At 71.2% G+C, this 17,880-nt stretch carries 15 protein-coding genes, 2 tRNA genes and 1 pseudogene; 7 read left to right on the forward strand and 11 right to left on the reverse strand.

Going from position 1 to position 17,880, the window contains the following annotated elements; genetic code table 11:
• Positions 1-97: 97 nt before the first annotated feature.
• The 3 genes from C3489_RS06410 to C3489_RS06420 form a co-directional block, all read right to left on the reverse strand.
• Entirely contained in the window at positions 98-2,032 is a 1,935-nt protein-coding gene (locus tag C3489_RS06410) for a kelch motif-containing protein (protein ID WP_103780771.1), read from the reverse strand.
• Positions 2,029-4,116 carry a glycosyltransferase family 2 protein gene (locus tag C3489_RS06415; protein WP_103780772.1) on the reverse strand — a complete coding sequence of 696 codons (2,088 nt, stop codon included), beginning with the start codon at positions 4,114-4,116 and terminating at the stop codon, positions 2,029-2,031. The genes C3489_RS06410 and C3489_RS06415 overlap by 4 nt, the downstream gene beginning before the upstream one ends.
• A gap of 351 nt (positions 4,117-4,467) precedes the next feature.
• Positions 4,468-4,541, reverse strand: a tRNA-Lys gene (locus C3489_RS06420).
• Between the two features lie 189 nt (positions 4,542-4,730).
• On the opposite strand from C3489_RS06420, the gene C3489_RS06425 reads away from it, so the two are divergent.
• The 4 genes and pseudogenes from C3489_RS06425 to C3489_RS06440 all read left to right on the forward strand — a co-directional run bounded on the left by C3489_RS06425 (position 4,731) and on the right by C3489_RS06440 (position 8,574).
• Positions 4,731-6,179 (forward strand): peptidoglycan-binding protein, encoded by a 1,449-nt coding sequence (locus tag C3489_RS06425; protein WP_103780773.1) that lies wholly within the window; start codon positions 4,731-4,733, stop codon positions 6,177-6,179.
• Between the two features lie 31 nt (positions 6,180-6,210).
• Positions 6,211-7,325, forward strand: a pseudogene (locus tag C3489_RS06430) (SPFH domain-containing protein).
• A gap of 121 nt (positions 7,326-7,446) precedes the next feature.
• Positions 7,447-8,052 (forward strand): lytic polysaccharide monooxygenase, encoded by a 606-nt coding sequence (locus tag C3489_RS06435; RefSeq protein ID WP_103780774.1) that lies wholly within the window; start codon positions 7,447-7,449, stop codon positions 8,050-8,052.
• 75 nt (positions 8,053-8,127) lie between these two features.
• The gene (locus C3489_RS06440) at positions 8,128-8,574 is read left to right on the forward strand and encodes a hypothetical protein (RefSeq protein WP_103780775.1); all 447 of its coding nucleotides are present in this window, start codon (positions 8,128-8,130) and stop codon (positions 8,572-8,574) included.
• A 42-nt stretch (positions 8,575-8,616) separates the two neighbouring features.
• Here the strand turns inward: C3489_RS06440 and C3489_RS06445 are convergent.
• The 6 genes from C3489_RS06445 to ehuB all read right to left on the reverse strand — a co-directional run bounded on the left by C3489_RS06445 (position 8,617) and on the right by ehuB (position 13,079).
• Positions 8,617-8,690 (reverse strand) — tRNA-Lys (locus C3489_RS06445).
• Between the two features lie 388 nt (positions 8,691-9,078).
• Positions 9,079-9,837 carry an IclR family transcriptional regulator gene (locus C3489_RS06455; protein ID WP_103780777.1) on the reverse strand — a complete coding sequence of 253 codons (759 nt, stop codon included), beginning with the start codon at positions 9,835-9,837 and terminating at the stop codon, positions 9,079-9,081.
• A 210-nt stretch (positions 9,838-10,047) separates the two neighbouring features.
• Positions 10,048-10,830 (reverse strand): ectoine/hydroxyectoine ABC transporter ATP-binding protein EhuA, encoded by a 783-nt coding sequence (ehuA, locus tag C3489_RS06460; RefSeq protein WP_103780778.1) that lies wholly within the window; start codon positions 10,828-10,830, stop codon positions 10,048-10,050.
• A complete protein-coding gene (gene ehuD / locus C3489_RS06465) occupies positions 10,820-11,470 on the reverse strand; it encodes an ectoine/hydroxyectoine ABC transporter permease subunit EhuD (RefSeq protein ID WP_103780779.1) in 651 nt (216 codons plus the stop codon). Before ehuD ends, ehuA begins: the two co-directional genes overlap by 11 nt.
• Positions 11,467-12,168 carry an ectoine/hydroxyectoine ABC transporter permease subunit EhuC gene (gene ehuC / locus C3489_RS06470; protein WP_103780780.1) on the reverse strand — a complete coding sequence of 234 codons (702 nt, stop codon included), beginning with the start codon at positions 12,166-12,168 and terminating at the stop codon, positions 11,467-11,469. Before ehuC ends, ehuD begins: the two co-directional genes overlap by 4 nt.
• Positions 12,165-13,079, reverse strand: coding sequence for an ectoine/hydroxyectoine ABC transporter substrate-binding protein EhuB (ehuB, locus tag C3489_RS06475; protein WP_103780781.1), 915 nt, complete (start codon positions 13,077-13,079; stop codon positions 12,165-12,167). Before ehuB ends, ehuC begins: the two co-directional genes overlap by 4 nt.
• A 47-nt stretch (positions 13,080-13,126) precedes the next feature.
• On the opposite strand from ehuB, the gene C3489_RS06480 reads away from it, so the two are divergent.
• Positions 13,127-13,621: a DUF3830 family protein gene (locus tag C3489_RS06480; protein ID WP_181139521.1), complete on the forward strand. Its 495-nt coding sequence runs from the start codon at positions 13,127-13,129 to the stop codon at positions 13,619-13,621.
• Here C3489_RS06480 and C3489_RS06485 read toward each other — a convergent pair.
• Complete coding sequence (locus C3489_RS06485; protein WP_103780783.1) at positions 13,602-15,002, reverse strand: amidase; 1,401 nt, start codon at positions 15,000-15,002, stop codon at positions 13,602-13,604. The two genes, C3489_RS06480 and C3489_RS06485, sit on opposite strands and share 20 nt — an antisense overlap.
• Before the next feature lie 17 nt (positions 15,003-15,019).
• A complete protein-coding gene (locus C3489_RS06490) occupies positions 15,020-15,973 on the reverse strand; it encodes a D-2-hydroxyacid dehydrogenase (protein WP_103780784.1) in 954 nt (317 codons plus the stop codon).
• Between the two features lie 149 nt (positions 15,974-16,122).
• Between C3489_RS06490 and C3489_RS06495 the strand changes: the two genes are divergently transcribed.
• Complete coding sequence (locus C3489_RS06495; RefSeq protein ID WP_103780785.1) at positions 16,123-16,932, forward strand: aspartate/glutamate racemase family protein; 810 nt, start codon at positions 16,123-16,125, stop codon at positions 16,930-16,932.
• Complete coding sequence (locus C3489_RS06500; RefSeq protein WP_103780786.1) at positions 16,929-17,660, forward strand: aspartate/glutamate racemase family protein; 732 nt, start codon at positions 16,929-16,931, stop codon at positions 17,658-17,660. Before C3489_RS06495 ends, C3489_RS06500 begins: the two co-directional genes overlap by 4 nt.
• Positions 17,661-17,880 lie beyond the last annotated feature (220 nt).

Raw genomic sequence — 17,880 nt, forward strand, 5'->3', positions numbered from 1 at the left:
CCCCAGCGCCGTTGACCACAGGTGTTACCGGTGCCTGTCGAGATCACACCAGGCACCGGCCACCGGTCAAGGCGGGTTCACGCCAAGAGGCTCCCGCTCACGGCACCCGCACCCACTGTGCCTGGCTGGGCGTGCCCTGGTCGTCGTCGACGAACAGCATGTACCAGCCGGACTGGACGAGGTTGCGGTTCTTCGGGACGGTCACCGTCACCTTGTCCCCGGACACTGTGAAGTCCAGCGCGATGGAGCGCTGGTCGACGTCCGTGACATGGGTCGAGGCGCTGGGCCGGATCAGCCGGGCCTTCTTGAGGGTGGAGGCGTGCTGCGAGGTGAAGGTGCCCGAGCCGCCGCGCCGGATGGTCTGCGGTCCGCCGGACAGGTCGGGCCGCGCGTCCCGGTACAGATAGGGCGGGGTGTAGATCTCGATGCGCTGCTCGAACTTGCCGGGCTTGGTGTTGGCCTTGTCGCCGTACAGCGAGTCCGACCCGAAGAACATCACCCGCCCGTCCGGGAGCAGGATCGAGCCGGAGTGGTAGTTGCGGCCGACCAGCGGGTCGGCGACCCGCTTGAACGCGTTGGCCTTGGGGTCGTAGATCCGCGCCTGGAGGATGTTGGAGTCGCTGCGGCCCCGGTAGTCCTCCGAGCCGCCGGAGACCAGCACGGTGTCGTCGGGCAGGATCGAGGACTGCGGGTAGCGGGTGCCCTTCTCCAGCGTCGGCCCGTCCACGAACTTCGGGTCCGGGTCCTTCAGATCGACGATCCGGGTCTTGTTGCTGGACAGCTTGGACTCGCCGACCCCGCCGCCGCCGATCACCATGAACCGCTCGTCCTGCGCGGGCGGCAGCAGCACGGTGCCGGAGGTCTCCATCTCGTTGGCGTCGCTCAGGCCGGGGATCTTGGTGAACTTGTTGGTGTCCACGTCCCAGACGCCCGGGTCACGGCCGACGTTGTCGGGGCCGTAGCCCGCGTTGGACCCCGAGTAGAAGATCTTGCCGTTCTGCATCAGGAACAGCGCGGGGTAGGTCGGGAACTGACGGACCGTCTTCGTGTAGTTCCAGGTCTTGGTCTTGGGGTCGAAGACCTCGTTCTTGCCCGGCACCAGCTGGCCGATGTCGTCGAGGCCGGAGACGCTGAGGATCTTGCCGTCGCTCAGCGTGGTGAGCGTCGGGTACCAGCGGGCCTCGTTCATCGGGTCGACCTTGATGTACTTCTCGGCGACCGGGTCGAACTCGTAGGCGTCGCGGATGCCCTGGAAGTCCTTCTTGTCCAGGGCGAGCTTCTGCGCGATGCCGTAGGTGTTGCGGGCGTCGACGCCGCTCAGGCCCTGGATGCGGTAGTTGTCCTGGGTGCCGGTCTCGTACTTCTGCCCGCTCTTCTGCGCCTCGACGTAGATCCGGCCGAGGCCGGGGTCGTTGCGCAGGAACCGGCCCGCCTTGTCGAAGACCTTCTTGGCGCGCGGCACCAGCACCGGGTCCTTGGAGACGAACGTCTTGCCGTTCTGCTTGCCGGTGAACCGGGTGCCCGCGGGCAGGGTGATCGGCTTGTCCGGGTTCTCGTTGTGGACGATCATCAGGCCGCCGGCCTTGGTGACGTCACCCTTGAGCTTCTCGTACCGTCTGGTGCCGCCGGCGATCAGCAGGTTGCCGTTGGCCAGCTGGGTGTGGCCCGTGCAGAACAGGTCGCTGGGGGTGGGCACCTTCTTGATGGTGCCCTTGACCGGGTCCCAGATCCGGGTGTCGAACTTCTTGGCGTCGAAGTTGTCCTGGTTGTTGCCGGACCCGGCGACGAGCAGGATCTTCCCGGTGTGCAGCAGCGCCGCGTGGATGGTGTTCTGGCGGTACTCCTCGGGGAACTCGACGATGTCCCAGTGGCCGTTCTCCGCCTTGTACTCCGGCTTGTTGATCTTGTAGTCGTGGTACTTCGCGGTGCTGAAGCGGTACAGCCACGGACCGTTCATCCCGGCCAGCGCGAGTACCACCGCCGTGCCTATCGCGAGTCGACGGGCGCGGCGGCGGCCGGCACGGTCGTTCATTCCTTACGTCCCCCCAGCCCACCAAGGGCGATCTGCATGGTCTGGTCGTTGCCCGAGCCCGGCTCGGCCCACTCGGGCCGCGGGGCCGGGGCGTGCGGCGCGTACTGCGCCGGGACGCCGGGCGCCGGGGTCCCCTGAACCGGGGTCCCGTGGGCCGGTGCCCCATGGGCCGGTGTGCCGGGGGCCGGTGTCCCGTACGCCGGGACGCCCTGCGCGGGGGTCCCGTGGGCCGGGACGCCGTGCGCCGGGGCCGCGTCCCGGGGCCCGCCCGCGGTGCCCGCGGCGGGCTGCTTGGTGGCCTGCCGCAGCTCATGGCGCCAGACGAAGATCGGCGTGGCGGTGATGAGCAGCGCGAACATGGCCCAGGTGATCATCGCCGGGTGGGAGTGCCCGAGGGCCAGGCCCGCGGCGATGGAGCCACCGAAGATCGCGATGAAGTACCAGTGGTAGCGGAAGGTGCCGAACCAGGTGTCCGGGCTCGCCGAGTCGCCCTTGGGCGTGACCACGAACTTGGACTTGCGGCGCAGCAGGGAGTCGATCAGCGCCTTGGCGTACAGCGGCGCCGACAGCGCGGACATCACCATGCCGGCCACACCGCCGGAGCCCTCCGGCTCGTGCGGGGAGACGTTGTGGCGCCGGTTCCAGATGTACAGGCCGATCTGCAGCGCGGAGGCGTTGCCGTAGAGCATCAGCCACACGGTGGGGTCGATGTTCACGCCCGAGGCGCCCAGGCCCAGGAACAGCGCGCAGCTGAGCGCCGCGAGCATCCAGTTCAGGGCGGACATCGGATAGAAGATGATCATCATCGTGTAGTTGAAGAGCCGGCCCGCCGGCAGCGTGCCCCAGCCCTTCCAGTACTGCTTGAGGATCGTCTCGTAGGTGCCGCGCGACCAGCGCATCTGCTGGGTGAAGAAGTCCGTCCAGGCGGCCGGGCCCTCACCGACGGCGAGCACGTCCGGGGTGTAGACCGACTTCCACTTGCGGCCCGTCGCCGGGTTCTTCGCCCGGTGCATCTCGAAGCCGGTGGCCATGTCCTCGGTGATCGAGTCGTACAGGCCGCCGATCTGCTTGATCGCCCTGATGCGCACGGCGTTGGAGGTGCCGACGAACATCGGGGCGCCGTACTTGTTGCCGGCGCGCTGGATCAGCGCGTGGAAGAGGAACTGCTGCGACTCGGCCGCCTTGGTGACGAACGAGTCGTAGTTGCCGTACACCTGCGGGCCGATGACGAAACCGACGTCCGGGTCGCGGAAGAAGCCGAGCATCCGCTCCAGGTAGTTGGGCATCGGCACGTGGTCGGTGTCGACGGAGGCGAAGAAGTCGTAGTCGTCGCCGTGCGCGTCGAGCCAGGCGTTGTAGTTGCCGTGCTTGGTCTTGGCGCGGTGCGGGCCCTTGGCCTGGTTCCACTTCGCCACGCCCTTGCGGGAGAAGTGGTGCACGCCGAGCCGCTCGCACACCGCCTTGACGTCGGGGTCGTCGCCCTCGTCGAGCAGCCACACGTGCAGCAGGCCCCGGTGGCGCAGCTTCACGGCCGCCTCCAGGGTCTTGGTGACCATCTCCAGCGGCTCCTTGCCGGGCACGAAGGAGGTGAGGAAGGCGACGCGGGTGCCGGTCTCGGGTACGACCGGGATCGGGTCGCGGGCGACCAGGGTGGCGTGCGCGTTGGAGAGCACGTTCATGCAGCGGAAGAACTCGATCAGGCCGATCGAGACCAGCATGACGACGTCGAGGGCCGGCAGGAAGTCGAAGGCGGGGTAGTCGCGTTGGGTCCAGTGCTCGGGCTGGAGCAGCCAGAACAGCAGCACCAGCGACAGCACGGGGGCCGCGGCCAGCATCAGGGCGACCCGGATGCGGTGCGGCTCCTGCGAGATCAGCGAGCGGTACTGGACGGTGTACGGCTTGCCCGGGTCGGGCTGGGTGAGGGGCCCGGCCAGCCGGCTGTAGTGCTCGTAGTCGTATCTCGGCAGGGTCTTCTTGATCCTGCGGAAGGTTCCCGTGGTGCTCATCCGGTGTCCGGGCACCCTGAGCTGAGTGGTCTGTGACGGGTCGGAGCCGTGCCGGGCGCCCGTCGGCGTCGACGTCATGAGTCATCCCCCCACACGCATGGTCATCGCGTGTCGATCGGTCGCTTCACCTGCTCCGGTCCCCCTCGACCTTCACAGACGTTTCAGTGGCGGGCCGCTGTCCCCATGTCGTCCCAACCCTATAGACATGGAACGGCAGCCTTCCGGTTGCATGATGCCCCCCTCGGCATCAGCCCTTCGAACGGGGCCCCTCCTCCCCGTGAAAATCCGCGCAACCGGCTCTTAGCCCCCCAAGTGCCGTGTATCCGCAGTTTCTTGAAGGACCAGGGTTCTACGGCGTTCAGCATGATCGCAAGATGCCCGCCGGAACAGCACAAGGCCCCCCGCCGAAGCGAGGGGCCTTGCCGTCGGTGCGCCGCCAGGGACTCGAACCCCGGACCCGCTGATTAAGAGTCAGCTGCTCTAACCAACTGAGCTAGCGGCGCCTGCTGACGTCGTTAACTCTACATGACCTCCAGGGGTGCCTCTGACCACGCACCGCGTGTCCGTAATGTCATGAAATGGGAAAGTCGTACATCATTCGGACCGTCACCATGCGCATCAGGAAGACGGTTGGGAAACTGATCACCGTGTACAGGCCAGGACAAAACGGACCGGAGTGTGAGGCAGATCGCATGAACCGTCCGGTATTCGAGGAAATCGATCCTGCGAGCGACTGCGGCTGCCCCGGCTGCGCCCGGCAGCCCCGCTCCGCCCCGCCGCCCTCCCCGTCCCCCGGTACGGCCGCCGCCCACCGGGTGGTGATCGTGGCGGCCGCCACCTCGGCGGCGCTCGGCGCGAGCAGCGCGGGGGTGGCGGACGCCGTGGGGGAAGCGGGGGCGGCCGGGGCCGCGGGGGGCGCGCAAGCGGCTGACGCCGTGGCCGCCCCCGGTGAGCCGCGCGCCCCTGTCGGCCGGCCCGGCGTTCCCGCGGGGGACGAGCCGCAGACGCCGCAGGGCGGCAAGGCTCCACTGCACGGGCCGGCCGGTGCCCCGGCCAGGCCCGGCGACGGGGTGAAGCTGCCACCGACCACCCGGGCGGAGATCATCAACCGGGCCAAGGCGTGGGTGGCGGCCCAGGTGCCGTACAGCATGTACGCCTACTGGTCCGACGGGTACCGGCAGGACTGCTCGGGCTTCGTGTCGATGGCCTGGCATCTGGCCGGGAACGAGTGGACGGGCAGCCTCGGCCAGTTCGCCGAGCGGATCTCCAGGGACGAGCTCCAGCCGGGCGACATCCTGCTGTTCCACAACCCGGCCGACCCCGAGAAGGGGTCCCATGTGGTGATCTTCGGCGGCTGGACGGACTACACGCACACCTACTACACCGCCTACGAGCAGACCCGCCCCACCACCCGCCGCCAGGTCACCCCCTACCCGTACTGGAGCAACGGCTCCAAGTACCTGCCGTACCGCTTCAAGGGGCTCACCGACGGCGCGTCCGGCGCCAAGCCGGCCGGCGGGGCCGCCCAGGCGGGCGCCACCGCCTTCCCCGGCGCCGGCTCCTTCGGTCCCGGCGCGAACAACGCCGACGTCACCCGGCTGGGGCAGCTGCTGGTCAAGCGCGGCGGCGCCCGCTTCTACACCAGCGGCCCGGGGCCCGTCTGGACGGACGCCGACCGGCGGGCCACGCAGGCCTTCCAGCAGGCGCAGGGCTGGACGGGCGCCGGCGCCGACGGCCTGCCGGGCCCGAGGACCTGGGCGCTGCTGGTCTCGGGCACAGGCAAGAACATCCCAGCGGCGGGGACGGCAGGCGCGGCGGGACCGGCGAAGCCGGCGCCCCCCGCTAAGCCCGGCACGCCCGCGAAGCCGGCCACCCCCGCGAAACCCGCGCCGGCCGCCGCCGTCCCGCCCTTCCCGGGCGCGGACAGGTTCCGTCCGGGCGCGAACAACGCCTACGTCACCCAGCTCGGCCGGCAGCTGGTGAAGAAGGGCTTCGGCAGGTTCTACGCGTCGGGCCCCGGCCCGCGCTGGGGCGAGGCGGACCGCAGAGCCGTCGAGGCCTTCCAGCTCGCCCAGGGCTGGCGCGGCTCGGCCGCCGACGGCTACCCCGGCCCGGAGACCTGGCGGCGGCTCTTCCGGTGACATCACCCATCCGCAGTGGCTGGAGGCACGCATGAGTACGACCACGACGCCCGAGTCCGACGGGTCCGCGGACGGCACCTCGTCCCGCCCGGCCCGGCTGATCCAGAACGAGGCCACCACCGAGATCCCGGTCCATCTGCTCTTCCGGGACGACCCGGACCCCGAGCCGGTGCCGCTGCGGCCCACGGTCGTCGCCCGCCGGCAGGGCACCGGTGAGCAGCCGCGGGTGCGCCGGCCGGCCCCGGCGGCGCCGCGACCCGCGGTGCCGGAGGTCGACCCGGAGCTGGTGGAGCGCCGGGCGCGGGTGCTGCCCGGGGTGGTGGGCGTGCTGGCCGGGGCCTGCGGGGTGCGGGGTGCGCGGTCACCGTCCTGGTGGCGGGGCTGGTGCCCTCGCTCGCGCTCCGGGCGCTGCACCTGCCGGCGGTCGAGGGCGCGGGGCCCGGGCCGGCGCAGTGGGCGGCGTACGCGGGGGCGGGCGCGCTCGCCCTGTTCGGCTTCGGCGGGCTGGCGCGCGGGCGGACCGGGCGGGCGTGGGTGCTCGGTCTGTTCGGCCGCTACCGGGGCACGGTCCGGCGCACGGGCCTGCTGTGGGTCAACCCGCTGCTGCTGCGTCACCGCGTGGACGTGCGGCTGCGGCACTGGCGCAGCGAGCCGGTGCCGGCCGCCGACGGCAACGGCGTGGCGCTGGACGCCGTCGTGCTGGTGGTGTGGCGGGTGCGGGACACCGCGCGGGCCGTGCTCGGGGTCGAGGACCACGAGACGTATCTGCGCGAGTGCGTCGAGGCGGCGCTGTCCCGGGTGCCGGTGGAGCCGCCCGGTGCCGGGCGGGGTGCGGCGGAGGCGGCCGGGGAGACGCTGACCCGGCTGGTCGCGGCGGATGTCGCGCCGGTGGGCCTGGAGGTGTTCTCGGTGCGGCCGGTGCGGGTGGAGTACACCCCGGAGGCGGCCGCCGCGATGCAGCGCCGGCAGCTCGCCGTGCTGGACGCCCAGCACCGGGCGAGCGTGATCGGCTCGGTCGTCGACTCGGTGGAGGACACGGTGACCCGGCTGACCATGCGCGGCCTGGTGGCGCTGGACGACTACGAGCGCAAGGCCCTGGTGAAGGACCTGACGGTGGCGTTCTGCGTGGGGCGCGGCGAAAGCTGACCGGTCGGGGCAGTGAGCCCTGCGATTGGTATGGACATGTTCAACGCTCAGCAATAACCTCGAACTTGGTCTAGACCTACCTGCACGGCTCACTGAACTCCCCACATCCAGGAGCGGCAGCATGCGCACAAGGACCAAGCTGTACGCCGCCGTGGTGGGGCTGGCCACGACCGGAGCCCTCGCGCTCTCCTCCGGCGGCGCCAGCAGCCACGGCTACACCGACCTGCCCGTCAGCCGGCAGAAGCTCTGCCAGCTGGGCACCGTCACGAACTGCGGCGACATCCAGTGGGAGCCGCAGAGCGTCGAGGGCCCCAAGGGCTTCCCGGCCGCCGGACCGGCCGACGGGCAGCTGTGCTCGGGCGGCAACACCCGCTTCGCCCAGCTGGACCGCTCGCGCACACCGTCGGGCGGCGCCTGGCCGACCACGAAGGTGTCGGGCGGGCAGAGCTACACCTTCCGCTGGCAGTTCACGGCGATGCACGCCACGACCGACTTCAAGTACTACGTCACCAGGCCGGGCTGGAACCAGGACCACAACCTCTCCCGCTCCGACCTCAACCTCACCCCCTTCCTCACCGTCCCCTACGGCGGCCAGCGCCCGCCGTCCACCCTCTCCCACAGCGGCACCCTCCCGACCGGCCTCAGCGGCCACCACGTGATCCTCGCGGTATGGACGATCGCGGACACGGGCAACGCGTTCTACGCCTGCTCGGACGTCACGTTCTGAGCCGGGTAGGCTCCCCCGGCGCGGTCATGGTCATGGCGGCGTCGGGGGATCATCTGCTCGGTTTCGGGGGGAAGCGTGCTGGACGTCGTCGTCTTCGGGGGCCTCGGCCTGGTCATGGCCGTGGTCCTCCTCCTCGCGTACGTCGCGGTGCGCCGCTGGCGGCGGATGCGCACCGCCTGGAGGAGCGGGCTGACCGCGAAGGCCCGCTGTGTGACGGCCTGGACGGTCGTGCGCGGGGGAGGTGAGGCCGCGGCCCGCACGGAGGTGCACCGCCTCTACGAGTTCACGACCCGCCGCGGCCACATCGTGCGGTTCAGGGAGGAGGACGGCCCGGTCCCCACGCGTGAGGGCGATGTCGTCACCGTCCACTATGCGGAGGGGCCCGAGGTGGTGGCCACCACGCTCACACCACGGCAGGGCCGGGCGGCGGTGGGCGTGGTCGGGATGCTGGTGACCCTCGTGGTGGTCACGGGTTTGTGCGTCGCCGCCGCGGTGTCCTACGCCCTGCTCTCCGGGGCCTGATACGCGAAGGGCCCCTCGCTCTCGCGAGGGGCCCTTCTTCTGTGCGCCGCCAGGGACTCGAACCCCGGACCCGCTGATTAAGAGTCAGCTGCTCTAACCAACTGAGCTAGCGGCGCATGACTCCCGCCGACCGCTTCACCAGGTGTTTCTCCCGGCCCCGCGGGCGGCGACGAAGAAAATACTACCTGGTTCTCCGGGGTGCTCGTGACCACCCGCCCGGGGGCTAGGCCCTGTCGTCTGGATCATCCCGGCGTCGCGGGGTCTGGCACGCTCCCCCGAGCTCTTCGAGCAGGGGGGACCCCCAGCGGCGTTGTCGTCGGTTGCCAACTCCCCCAAGCTCTTCGAGCAGGGGGCACCCCCACCGCGTTGTCGCCCTCCTCCGCCTTGCAGCTGCACGCTCCCCCACGCTCGAATCGAGCTCGCGCGGGGGCACCCCCATCGCCCCCGCTCGGCTCGGCCGAGAGGCGCCGTTTCTCACAGCCGGCCTGATCCAAACGACAGGGCCTAGATCGCCAGCGACAGCAGGACCGGCGCCGCGCTGCGGCCCAGCGCGTCCGCGGCCGTGCGCAGCCGGTGCGCGTGCTCCACCGGCATCGACAGCGCGAGGCACCCCACCGAGGAGCCCGCCGTGATCGGGACGGCCGCGCACACCGTGCCCACCGCGTACTCCTGCAGATCGAGCACGGGCACGGTGGGCGGCTGCGCCTCCAGGCGGGAGAGCAGCAGCTTGTCGCTGGTGATCGTGCGGGAGGTGAGGCGGGCCATCTTGTGCCGGGAGAGGTGGTCGCGGCGGCCGTTGTGGTCGAGCTGGGTCAGCAGGCTCTTGCCGACGGCGTGCGCGTGCGCGGACTCGCGGAAGTCGACCCACTCGTTGACCGGGGGAGCGCCCGGCCCGGCGGCGTACTGGGTGATGCGCACCTCGCCGTCGACGTACCGGCTGATGTAGACGGCGGCCCGCACCGAGTCGCGCAGCCGGTCCAGGGTGCGCTGGAGGTGGGCCCGCAGCGCCTCCTCGCGGCCCTGGGCGGAGCCGAGCCGGGCCAGCGCGTCGCCGGTGACGTAGGCGCCGCCGGTGATCTGCTCGACGTATCCCTCACGGCGCAGCATCCGCAGCAGGGGAGTGAGCCGCTCGGTGGTCAGGCCGGTGCGGCGGGCTATCTGGGCGTCGGTGACGCCGGCGGCGTGTCGCGCCACGGTCTCCAGCACGCGCAGCGCGTCCTGTGCCGCGTGGTACGGCGCGGTCGGCTCGTTCATCAGCGCCACGGTGTCTCCCCTGCGGTCGCTTTCAGGCCGTGATCCGAAGCCCGGATCCCCTCCACGATAACGGGCAAGCGCCCTGCGTGGAGGGGGTGTTGGCGAGATTGAATCCCCGTCATCTGGGGCACTGAGCGTCTGGCATATGTCTCAGTCATGCCCCGTGCCATAGACCTGGAGTGATGGCCCGTACACGCGCAGCGACCTAAGCGCCGGCCGTCACAGCACGGCGCTCAGGAACTCCCGCGTCCGCTCCTGCTCCGGGTCGTTGAAGATCTGCTCCGGCGGCCCCGCCTCCACGATCCGGCCCGCGTCGAACATCAGCACCTGGTCGGAGATGTCCCGAGCGAAGTTCATCTCGTGGGTCACGCACAGCATGGTGATGTCGGTGGAGCGCGCGATGTCCCGCAGCAGGTCCAGCACGCCCGCGACCAGCTCCGGGTCCAGCGCCGAGGTCACCTCGTCCAGCAGCAGCACCTTCGGCCGCATCGCCAGCGCCCGCGCGATCGCCACCCGCTGCTGCTGCCCGCCGGACAGCTGAGTCGGCCGCGCGTCGCACTTGTCCGCCAGGCCCACCAGGTCCAGCAGCTCCCGCGCCCGCTGCTCCGCTTCGTCCTTGTCCAGGCCGAGCACGGTGACCGGCGCCTCGGTGAGGTTGCGCAGCACGGTCATGTTGGGGAACAGGTTGAACTGCTGGAAGACCATGCCGATCTTCTTGCGGACCTCCCGGCACTGCTTCTCGCTCGCCGGGAACAGCTGCTCCCCGTCGACGGTGATCGTGCCCGTGTCGGGCTTGGTCAGCGTCATCAGCAGTCTGAGGATCGTCGTCTTGCCGGAGCCGGACGGCCCGATCAGGGTGACGTGCTTGCCGGCGTCGACGGAGAAGTCCAGTTCGTCCAGGACGGTGTTGTCCCCGAACCGCTTGGTCACCTGCTCCAGGCGCACCAGCGGCGTCAGATCGGCGGGCGTGGCGGTCGGCTGCTTGCTGGTGTCAACGGACAAGGCGTCGCTCCAGGGTGCGTAGGAGAAGGGAGGCCAGATAGGAGATGACGATGAAGGCGACACCGATCACCGTCAGCGGCTCGGTGAACTGGAAGTGCTGCTGGGAGTACAGCCGCGCCTGGCCGAGCATCTCCAGCACGGTGATCACCATCAGCATCGGCGTGTCCTTGAGCATGGAGATCACGTAGTTGCCCAGCGCGGGCACCACCCGGCGCACCGCCTGCGGCAGGATCACCGCCGTCCAGGTGCGCACCGGCGGCAGGCTCAGCGCGGTCGCCGCCTCCCACTGGCCCGGCGGCACCGCCTCGATGCCGGCCCGGTAGACCTGCATGGTGTACGTCGAGTAGTGCAGGCCGATCGCGACCACACCCGTGGTCAGCGCCGACATGGTCACCCCCCACTCGGGCAGCACATAGAAGAGGAAGAACAGCTGCACCAGCAGCGGGGTGTCCCGCACGAACTCCGTGACCACCCCCACCGGCCAGCGCACCCAGCGCGTCGGCGCGCGCATCAGCAGCGCCCACACCAGGCCCAGCGCGAACGAGATCAGCGAGCCCAGCACCAGCGCCTGCAACGTCACCAGCAGGCCGTCCCAGAAGTGCGGCATGAAACCGCTGACGGCACTCCAGTCCCACTTCACGCGACACCAGCTCCCTCGGGCACCCGCACCGGATCGGTCTTCCGGGCCGGCGCCCTGCCGATCCCGGCCTTCAGCCGCCGCTCAAGGCCCCGCATCACCCGCGTGAGCAGGAAGGCGATCACGAAGTAGATCAGCAGGACGTACGAGTAGATCTCCGCGCTCTCCTGCAGCGCCAGGCGCACCAGGTTGCCGCTGAAGGCCAGGTCGCCCATGCCCATCACCGACACCAGCGCGGTGCCCTTGAGCAGCTCGATCAGCAGGTTGCTGAACGGCGGGATCATCTCCGGCACCGCCTGCGGCAGCAGGATCTTGCGCATCCGCTGCCCCGGCGTGAACCCGAGCGCGATACCGCCCTCGCGCTGCGCCGGATCGACGGAGTTCAGCGCCCCGCGCACGATCTCCGCGCCGTACGCGCCGTAGGTCAGTCCGAGCGCCAGCGTGCCCGCCCACAGCGGCACCAGCTGCCAGCCGAAGGCCGGCGGCAGCACGAAGAACACCCAGAAGATCATCACCAGCGCCGAGGTGCCGCGGAACACCTCCGTGTAGAAGCCCGCGAGGAAGCGGACGATCCACAACCGGTGGGTGCGCGCGACGCCCACCGCGAACGACACCGCCGCGCCCAGCAGTGCGCTGAACACCAGCAGCTGGAGCGTGACCCACACGCCCCGCAGTACGAGTTCCCACAGTCCCGAGGTCATCCGCCGCACAGCTCCTTCGCGGTCAGATCGGTCATCTCGGCCTGCGTGAAGCCGAACGGCCGAAGGACGCGGAACAGTTCGCCGCTCCTCTTCAGCTTGTGCAGCTCCGCGTTGAAGGCGTCGCGCAGCTTCGTCTCGGTCGGCCGGAACGCGAACGCGCCGCCGTCGACGTGCGGCTTGCCCTTCACCAGCGGCGCGAACGGCTTGGTCGCCTCCGCCCTGGCCGACTTCTTCACCACCTCGCGGGTGGTCAGCGCGGTCCCCGCGAACACGTCGACGCGGCCGGCCTCCACCGCGTTCAGCCCCGCGACCTGGTCCGGGACGATCAGGATGTCGCTCTCCTTGTAGCCCGCCTCGACGGCGTACTGGATCTCCGCGTATCCCGTGCCGGTGGCGAACTTCGCCTTCTTCTCGACGATGTCCCGATAGGTGTGCAGACCCTTGGGATTTCCCTTGCGGACGATGAAGGAATCGAGCATCTGATAGTCGGGATCGGCGAAGATCACCTGCGCGCAGCGCTCGGCATTGACATACATCCCGGCGGCCACGACATCGAACTGCTGGGAATTCAGCCCGGGTATGAGCGAGCCGAACTCGGTCGGCACGGGCTGCACCTTCTCCACCCCGAGCCGTTTGAAGATCACCTTGGCGAGTTCCGGCGCCTCACCGGTGAGTTCGCCGTTCTTGTCGATGTATCCGAAGGGAATCTCGCCGGCTATTCCGAGCCGTACGACGCCCTGCGCGCGCAGCCGGTCGAGCAGGTCACCGCCCTGAGTCGTGGACGCGGTGGCCACCCGTGAGCAGCCCGCGGCGCCCAGCGCGCCGACCGCCGCCACCCCCGCGAGCAGCGACCGGCGAGTGGGTCCGGTTGTGTGTGCGCCATGTCGTGCATGACCGTGTGGTGGAGCCATGGCGGCGCTGCTACCCAACTCCAAGCGATGCATGCACCATGGTTTTCATGGCGGATCGCTACCTCGAAGTGTCCCTGGTCAAGCGTCAAATCCACTGCACGGCAAAGCTCCTGGACGACCGCGCCCCGCTCACCTGCGCCGCGGTGTGGGACGCCCTGCCGCTGTCCGGCGACGTCTACCACGCCAAATATGCGCGTAACGAGATCTACGCCCTTTTCCCGCCCTTCGCCGGGGCCGAACCACCCCTGGAAAACCCGACCGTCACCCCGATTCCGGGAGATCTCTGCTATTTCTCCTTCGCCGGCGCCGAACTGGGCACCCGGGCCTACGGCTACGACCGCGAGGTGCGCGCCGGGACCACCGTCGTCGACCTGGCCCTGTTCTACGAGCGCAACAACCTGCTGCTGAACGGCGACGTGGGCTGGGTGCCCGGGATCGTCTGGGGCCAGGTCGTGGACGGGCTGGACGCCATGGCCGAGGCCTGCAACGACCTGTGGCGCACGGGCGCGGCGGGGGAGAGCCTCAGCTTCCGGCGGCTGTGAGGCCCGCGGCGCCCGCCTCGTACAGGGCGTGCGCCGCCCGCAGCACCAGGTCGTCGCGGTGCCGGGCGGCCACGATCTGCAGACCCACCGGCAGCCCGTCCGCGTCCGCGCCGACCGGGACGGACGCCGCCGGCTGCTGCGTCAGGTTGAACGGGTAGGTGAACGGCGTCCACCCCGTCCAGCGCTTCAGCCCCGAGCCGTGCGGCACCTCGGCGCCCGCCTCGAACGCCGTGAGCGGCAGGGTCGGGGTCAGCAGCAGGTCGTACGACTCGTGGAAACGGCCCATGCGCCGGCCCAGGTCCATCCGGACATCCACCGCGGCGAGGTACTCCAGCGCCGACAGCCGGGCCCCGGCCGCGCAGATCTCCCGCAGGCCGGGGTCCAGCAGCTCCCGCTGGTGCGGGCTCAGCCGCTGCACCACCCGGGCCGCGCCCGCGAACCACAGGGCGTGGAAGGCGTCCACCGGGTCGGCGACGTCCGGGTCGGTCTCCTCGACGTACGCGCCGAGCCCCGCGAGCCGCTCCGCCGCCCGCCGCACCGCCGCCGCGACCGCCGGCTCCACCGCGACCTGCCCGCCCAGCGACGGCGAGTACGCCACCCGCAGACCCCGCACCCCCGCGCCGAGCACCTCCGTGTACGACAGCCCGGCCGGGCCCAGCGCCGACCAGTCCCGGGCGTCCGGCGTGCCGATCACGTCCAGCATCAGCGCCGCGTCCGCCGCGGTACGGGTCATCGGTCCCACGTGCGACAGCGTGCCGAACGCGCTCGCCGGGTACAGCGGCACCCGGCCGTACGTCGGTTTCAGGCCGAAGATCCCGCAGAACGCGGCCGGGATGCGGACACTGCCGCCGCCGTCCGTGCCCAGCGACAGCGGCCCCGCGCCGAGGGCCACCGCGGCCGCGCTGCCGCCGCTGGAGCCGCCCGCCGTGCGCGAGGAGCCGTACGGGTTGCGGGTGACACCGGACAGCGGCGAGTCCGTCACGCCCTTCCAGCCGAACTCGGGCGTGGTCGTCTTGCCGACGAACACCGCGCCGTGCTCGCGCAGCCGGGCCACCGACGGGGCGTCCTCCGCCCACGGCCCCGCCGCCTCGATCGTGCGCGAGCCGCGCAGGGTGGGGTGGCCGCGCAGCAGCAGGATGTCCTTGACGGTCACCGGCACCCCGTCCAGCAGCCCGGCCGGCTCACCGCGCCGCCACCGCCCGGCCGACGCCCGCGCCTGCTCCAGGGCGTCCTCGGGCAGCAGCCGGACGAAGGCGTTCACGTCCGGCTGGACGCGCTCGGCCCGCTCCAGCACCGCGCGGGTCGCCTCCACCGGGTCGAACTCGCCCTTGCGATAGCCCTCGACCAGCTCGGTGGCGGTCAGCTCGGTGAGTTCCGTCATGCAGGCCTCCCAGGGTGTCAGTGACCGGGTACGTACCCGCGCTGCTTGTCGACCACGTTGAGCAGCGGCCGGCCCGCCGCCCAGCGCTCGTACAACTCCACGAACTGCTTGCCCAGTTCATCCCGCCAGCCGACCGTGTCCCCGCTCATGTGCGGGGAGACGATCAGGTCCCGCACCTGCCACAGCGGGCTGTCGGCGGGCAGCGGTTCGTCGGCGAACACATCCAGCGCGGCCCCGGCGATCCAGCGCTTGGCCAGCGCCTCGGCGAGCGCCTCCTCGTCGACCAGCGGCCCGCGGCCGACGTTGACGAAGCACGCCGACGGCTGCATCACCCCGAAGCGGCGCGCGTCGAACATGCCCCGCGTCTGCTCGGTCAGCGGGGCCGCCGCGATCACCCAGTCGGCGCGGGACAGCAGCCGGTCGAGGTCGTCGGGGCCGTACACGCCGGTGCGCGGGGTGCGGCCGACGAGCGCGGTGGTGACGCCGAGCGCCTTCAGCAGCCGGGCGATCGCCCGCCCGATCGGCCCGGAGCCGACCACGCACGCGCGCGTACCGGTCACCCGGCGCGACTCGCGGTGCCGCCACTCCCGCTTCTGCTGGAACTCCAGGGTGCGCGGCAGGTCCTTGGCCATCGCCAGCACCAGGGCGGCGACGTACTCGGCGATCGGCTGGTCGAAGACGCCACGGGCGTTGGTCACGACGGTGTCCGAGGCGGCGAGCTGCGGGCACATCAGGTGGTCCACGCCGGCGCTGGCGGTGTGCACCCAGCGCGGCCGCGGCCCCTCGCCCGGCCAGGCGTCCCGTACGGCGGTGGAGGTGAAGTCCCACACCAGCAGCACATCGGCGTCGGGCAGCCGCTCGGCGAGACCTGCGGCGTCGGTGTGCACGATCCGCGCCCGGCCGGTCAGGCGGCCCAGCCGGGGCGGGGGATCGGCGTCGAGGACGAGGAGCGTGGGCGGTGCGCTGGTCATGCAGGGGCCGTTTCTCCGGGACCGGGCGAGATGATCTGGCGTCTGACATGCACGGATTGACCACGCTCGCACCGGAACCTACCGTCGTCAACAGGGCCGCGCGTACGATCCGTTGCCCTGTCGTCTCCCACCGTGAGGCGGTGCCCTTTATGGAGGCCATGTTCCTGGGCGGCCCCCGCCCGCAGCGCGGTGTCGGCGTCGTCGCGCCCTTCGACTTCGCGCTCGACCGTGAGCTGTGGCGCTGGACGCCGGACGAGGTGTCGCTGCACCTGACCCGCACCCCGTACGTACCGGTCGAGGTCAGCCTGGATCTCGCCCGGCTGGTCAGCGAGCACGAGACGCTCTCCGACGCCGTGCGCACCCTGATCGCCGTACAGCCGGAGGTCGTCGCCTACGCCTGCACCTCCGGCAGCTTCGTCGGCGGGATCGCCGGGGAGCGCGCGATGTGCGAGGCGATGGACGCGGCGGGCGCGGTGCCCTCCGTGACGACCTCCGGGGCGCTGCTGGAGGCCCTGGCCGAGCTGGGCGTACGGCGGGTGGCGCTGGTGACGCCGTACACGGTGTCGGTGACGCGCTCGCTGCGGGCGTACGTCGCGCAGGCCGGGGTCGTGGTCACCGGGTGCGTGTACATGGGGCTGACCCGGCACATCTGGAAGGTGCCGTACCGGGACGTGGTCGAGATGGCCCGGCGGGCGGTGGGGACACCGGGCGCGGCCGGCGGTGCGCAGGCGCTGTTCCTCTCCTGCACCAACCTGCCGACGTACGACGTGATCCCGCAGCTGGAGGCGGAACTGCGCATCCCGGTGATCTCGGCCAACCAAGTGACGATGTGGGCGGCGCTGCGTCGGCTGGGTACCCGCGCGGTAGGGCCGTACCAGGCGCTGATCGACATGTCGGCGCGCGCGTGGCCCCCCGTACTGCCGGACGAACCGCAGGAACAGCAGGAAGGGCGAACATGACCGCACTCGGATTCCTCTACCCGGGTCACTCGGCCGAGGACGACTACCCGCGCATCGAGCAGCTCCTGGGCAGTGACATCCGGGTGGACCTCGTCCACACGGACATCGGCGAGGACGCCCACCGGGTCGACGCGCTGCGCCGGATGGGCGCGGTCGAGCGCCTCCGCGCGGGCGTGGAGGAGCTGCGGCTGTCCGGCGCCGAGTCGGTGGTGTGGGCGTGCACCAGCGGCAGCTTCGTGTACGGCTGGGAGGGCGCCCATGATCAGGTCCGCTCCCTGGCCATGGCCGCCGGGATGCCCGCCTCCTCGACGTCGTTCGCCTTCGTGCACGCGGTGCGGGAGCTGGGGCTGCGCAGGGTCGCGGTCGGGGCGACGTACCCCGAGGACGTGGCGGTCCTGTTCGAGGAGTTCCTCGCCGCCGGGGGCGTGCGGGTGACCGGGGTGCGCAGCTCGGGGATCGTCACGGCGGCGGAGGTCGGCACGTGGGGCGAGGCCGAGGTGCTGGCGCTGGCCCGCGCGGCGGACCGCCCGGACGCGGAGGCGGTGCTGCTGCCCGACACCGCGCTGCACACGGCGGCGCATGTGCCGGTGCTGGAGAAGGAACTGGGCAAGCCGGTCCTCACGGCGAACCAGGTCACGGTCTGGGAGGGCCTACGCCTGGCCGACCGCAGGGTCAACGCCCCGGCCCTGGGCACCCTGTTCCTCCGCGAACCGCTCGTCCAGGCCTAGCGGCCCCCCCGGGGGTTCACCCGTCGCCCTCCTCGACCGGGAGCCCGCCCCGGGGCTCCGCCCCGGACCCCGCCAGGGGCTCCGCCCCGGCCCCCGAGGCGCGCACCATCTGCATAGCTGCGGGCAGTCGTGCCGCTGGGGCGGCACGGGTGGGCGCTGGGGGTCCCCCCTGCTCGAAGAGCTTGGGGGAGGCACCCCGTCGCGCCGGGCTGCGCACCTA

The sequence above is a fragment of the Streptomyces sp. Ru71 genome (assembly GCF_002920535.1).
Lineage (GTDB): Bacteria > Actinomycetota > Actinomycetes > Streptomycetales > Streptomycetaceae > Streptomyces.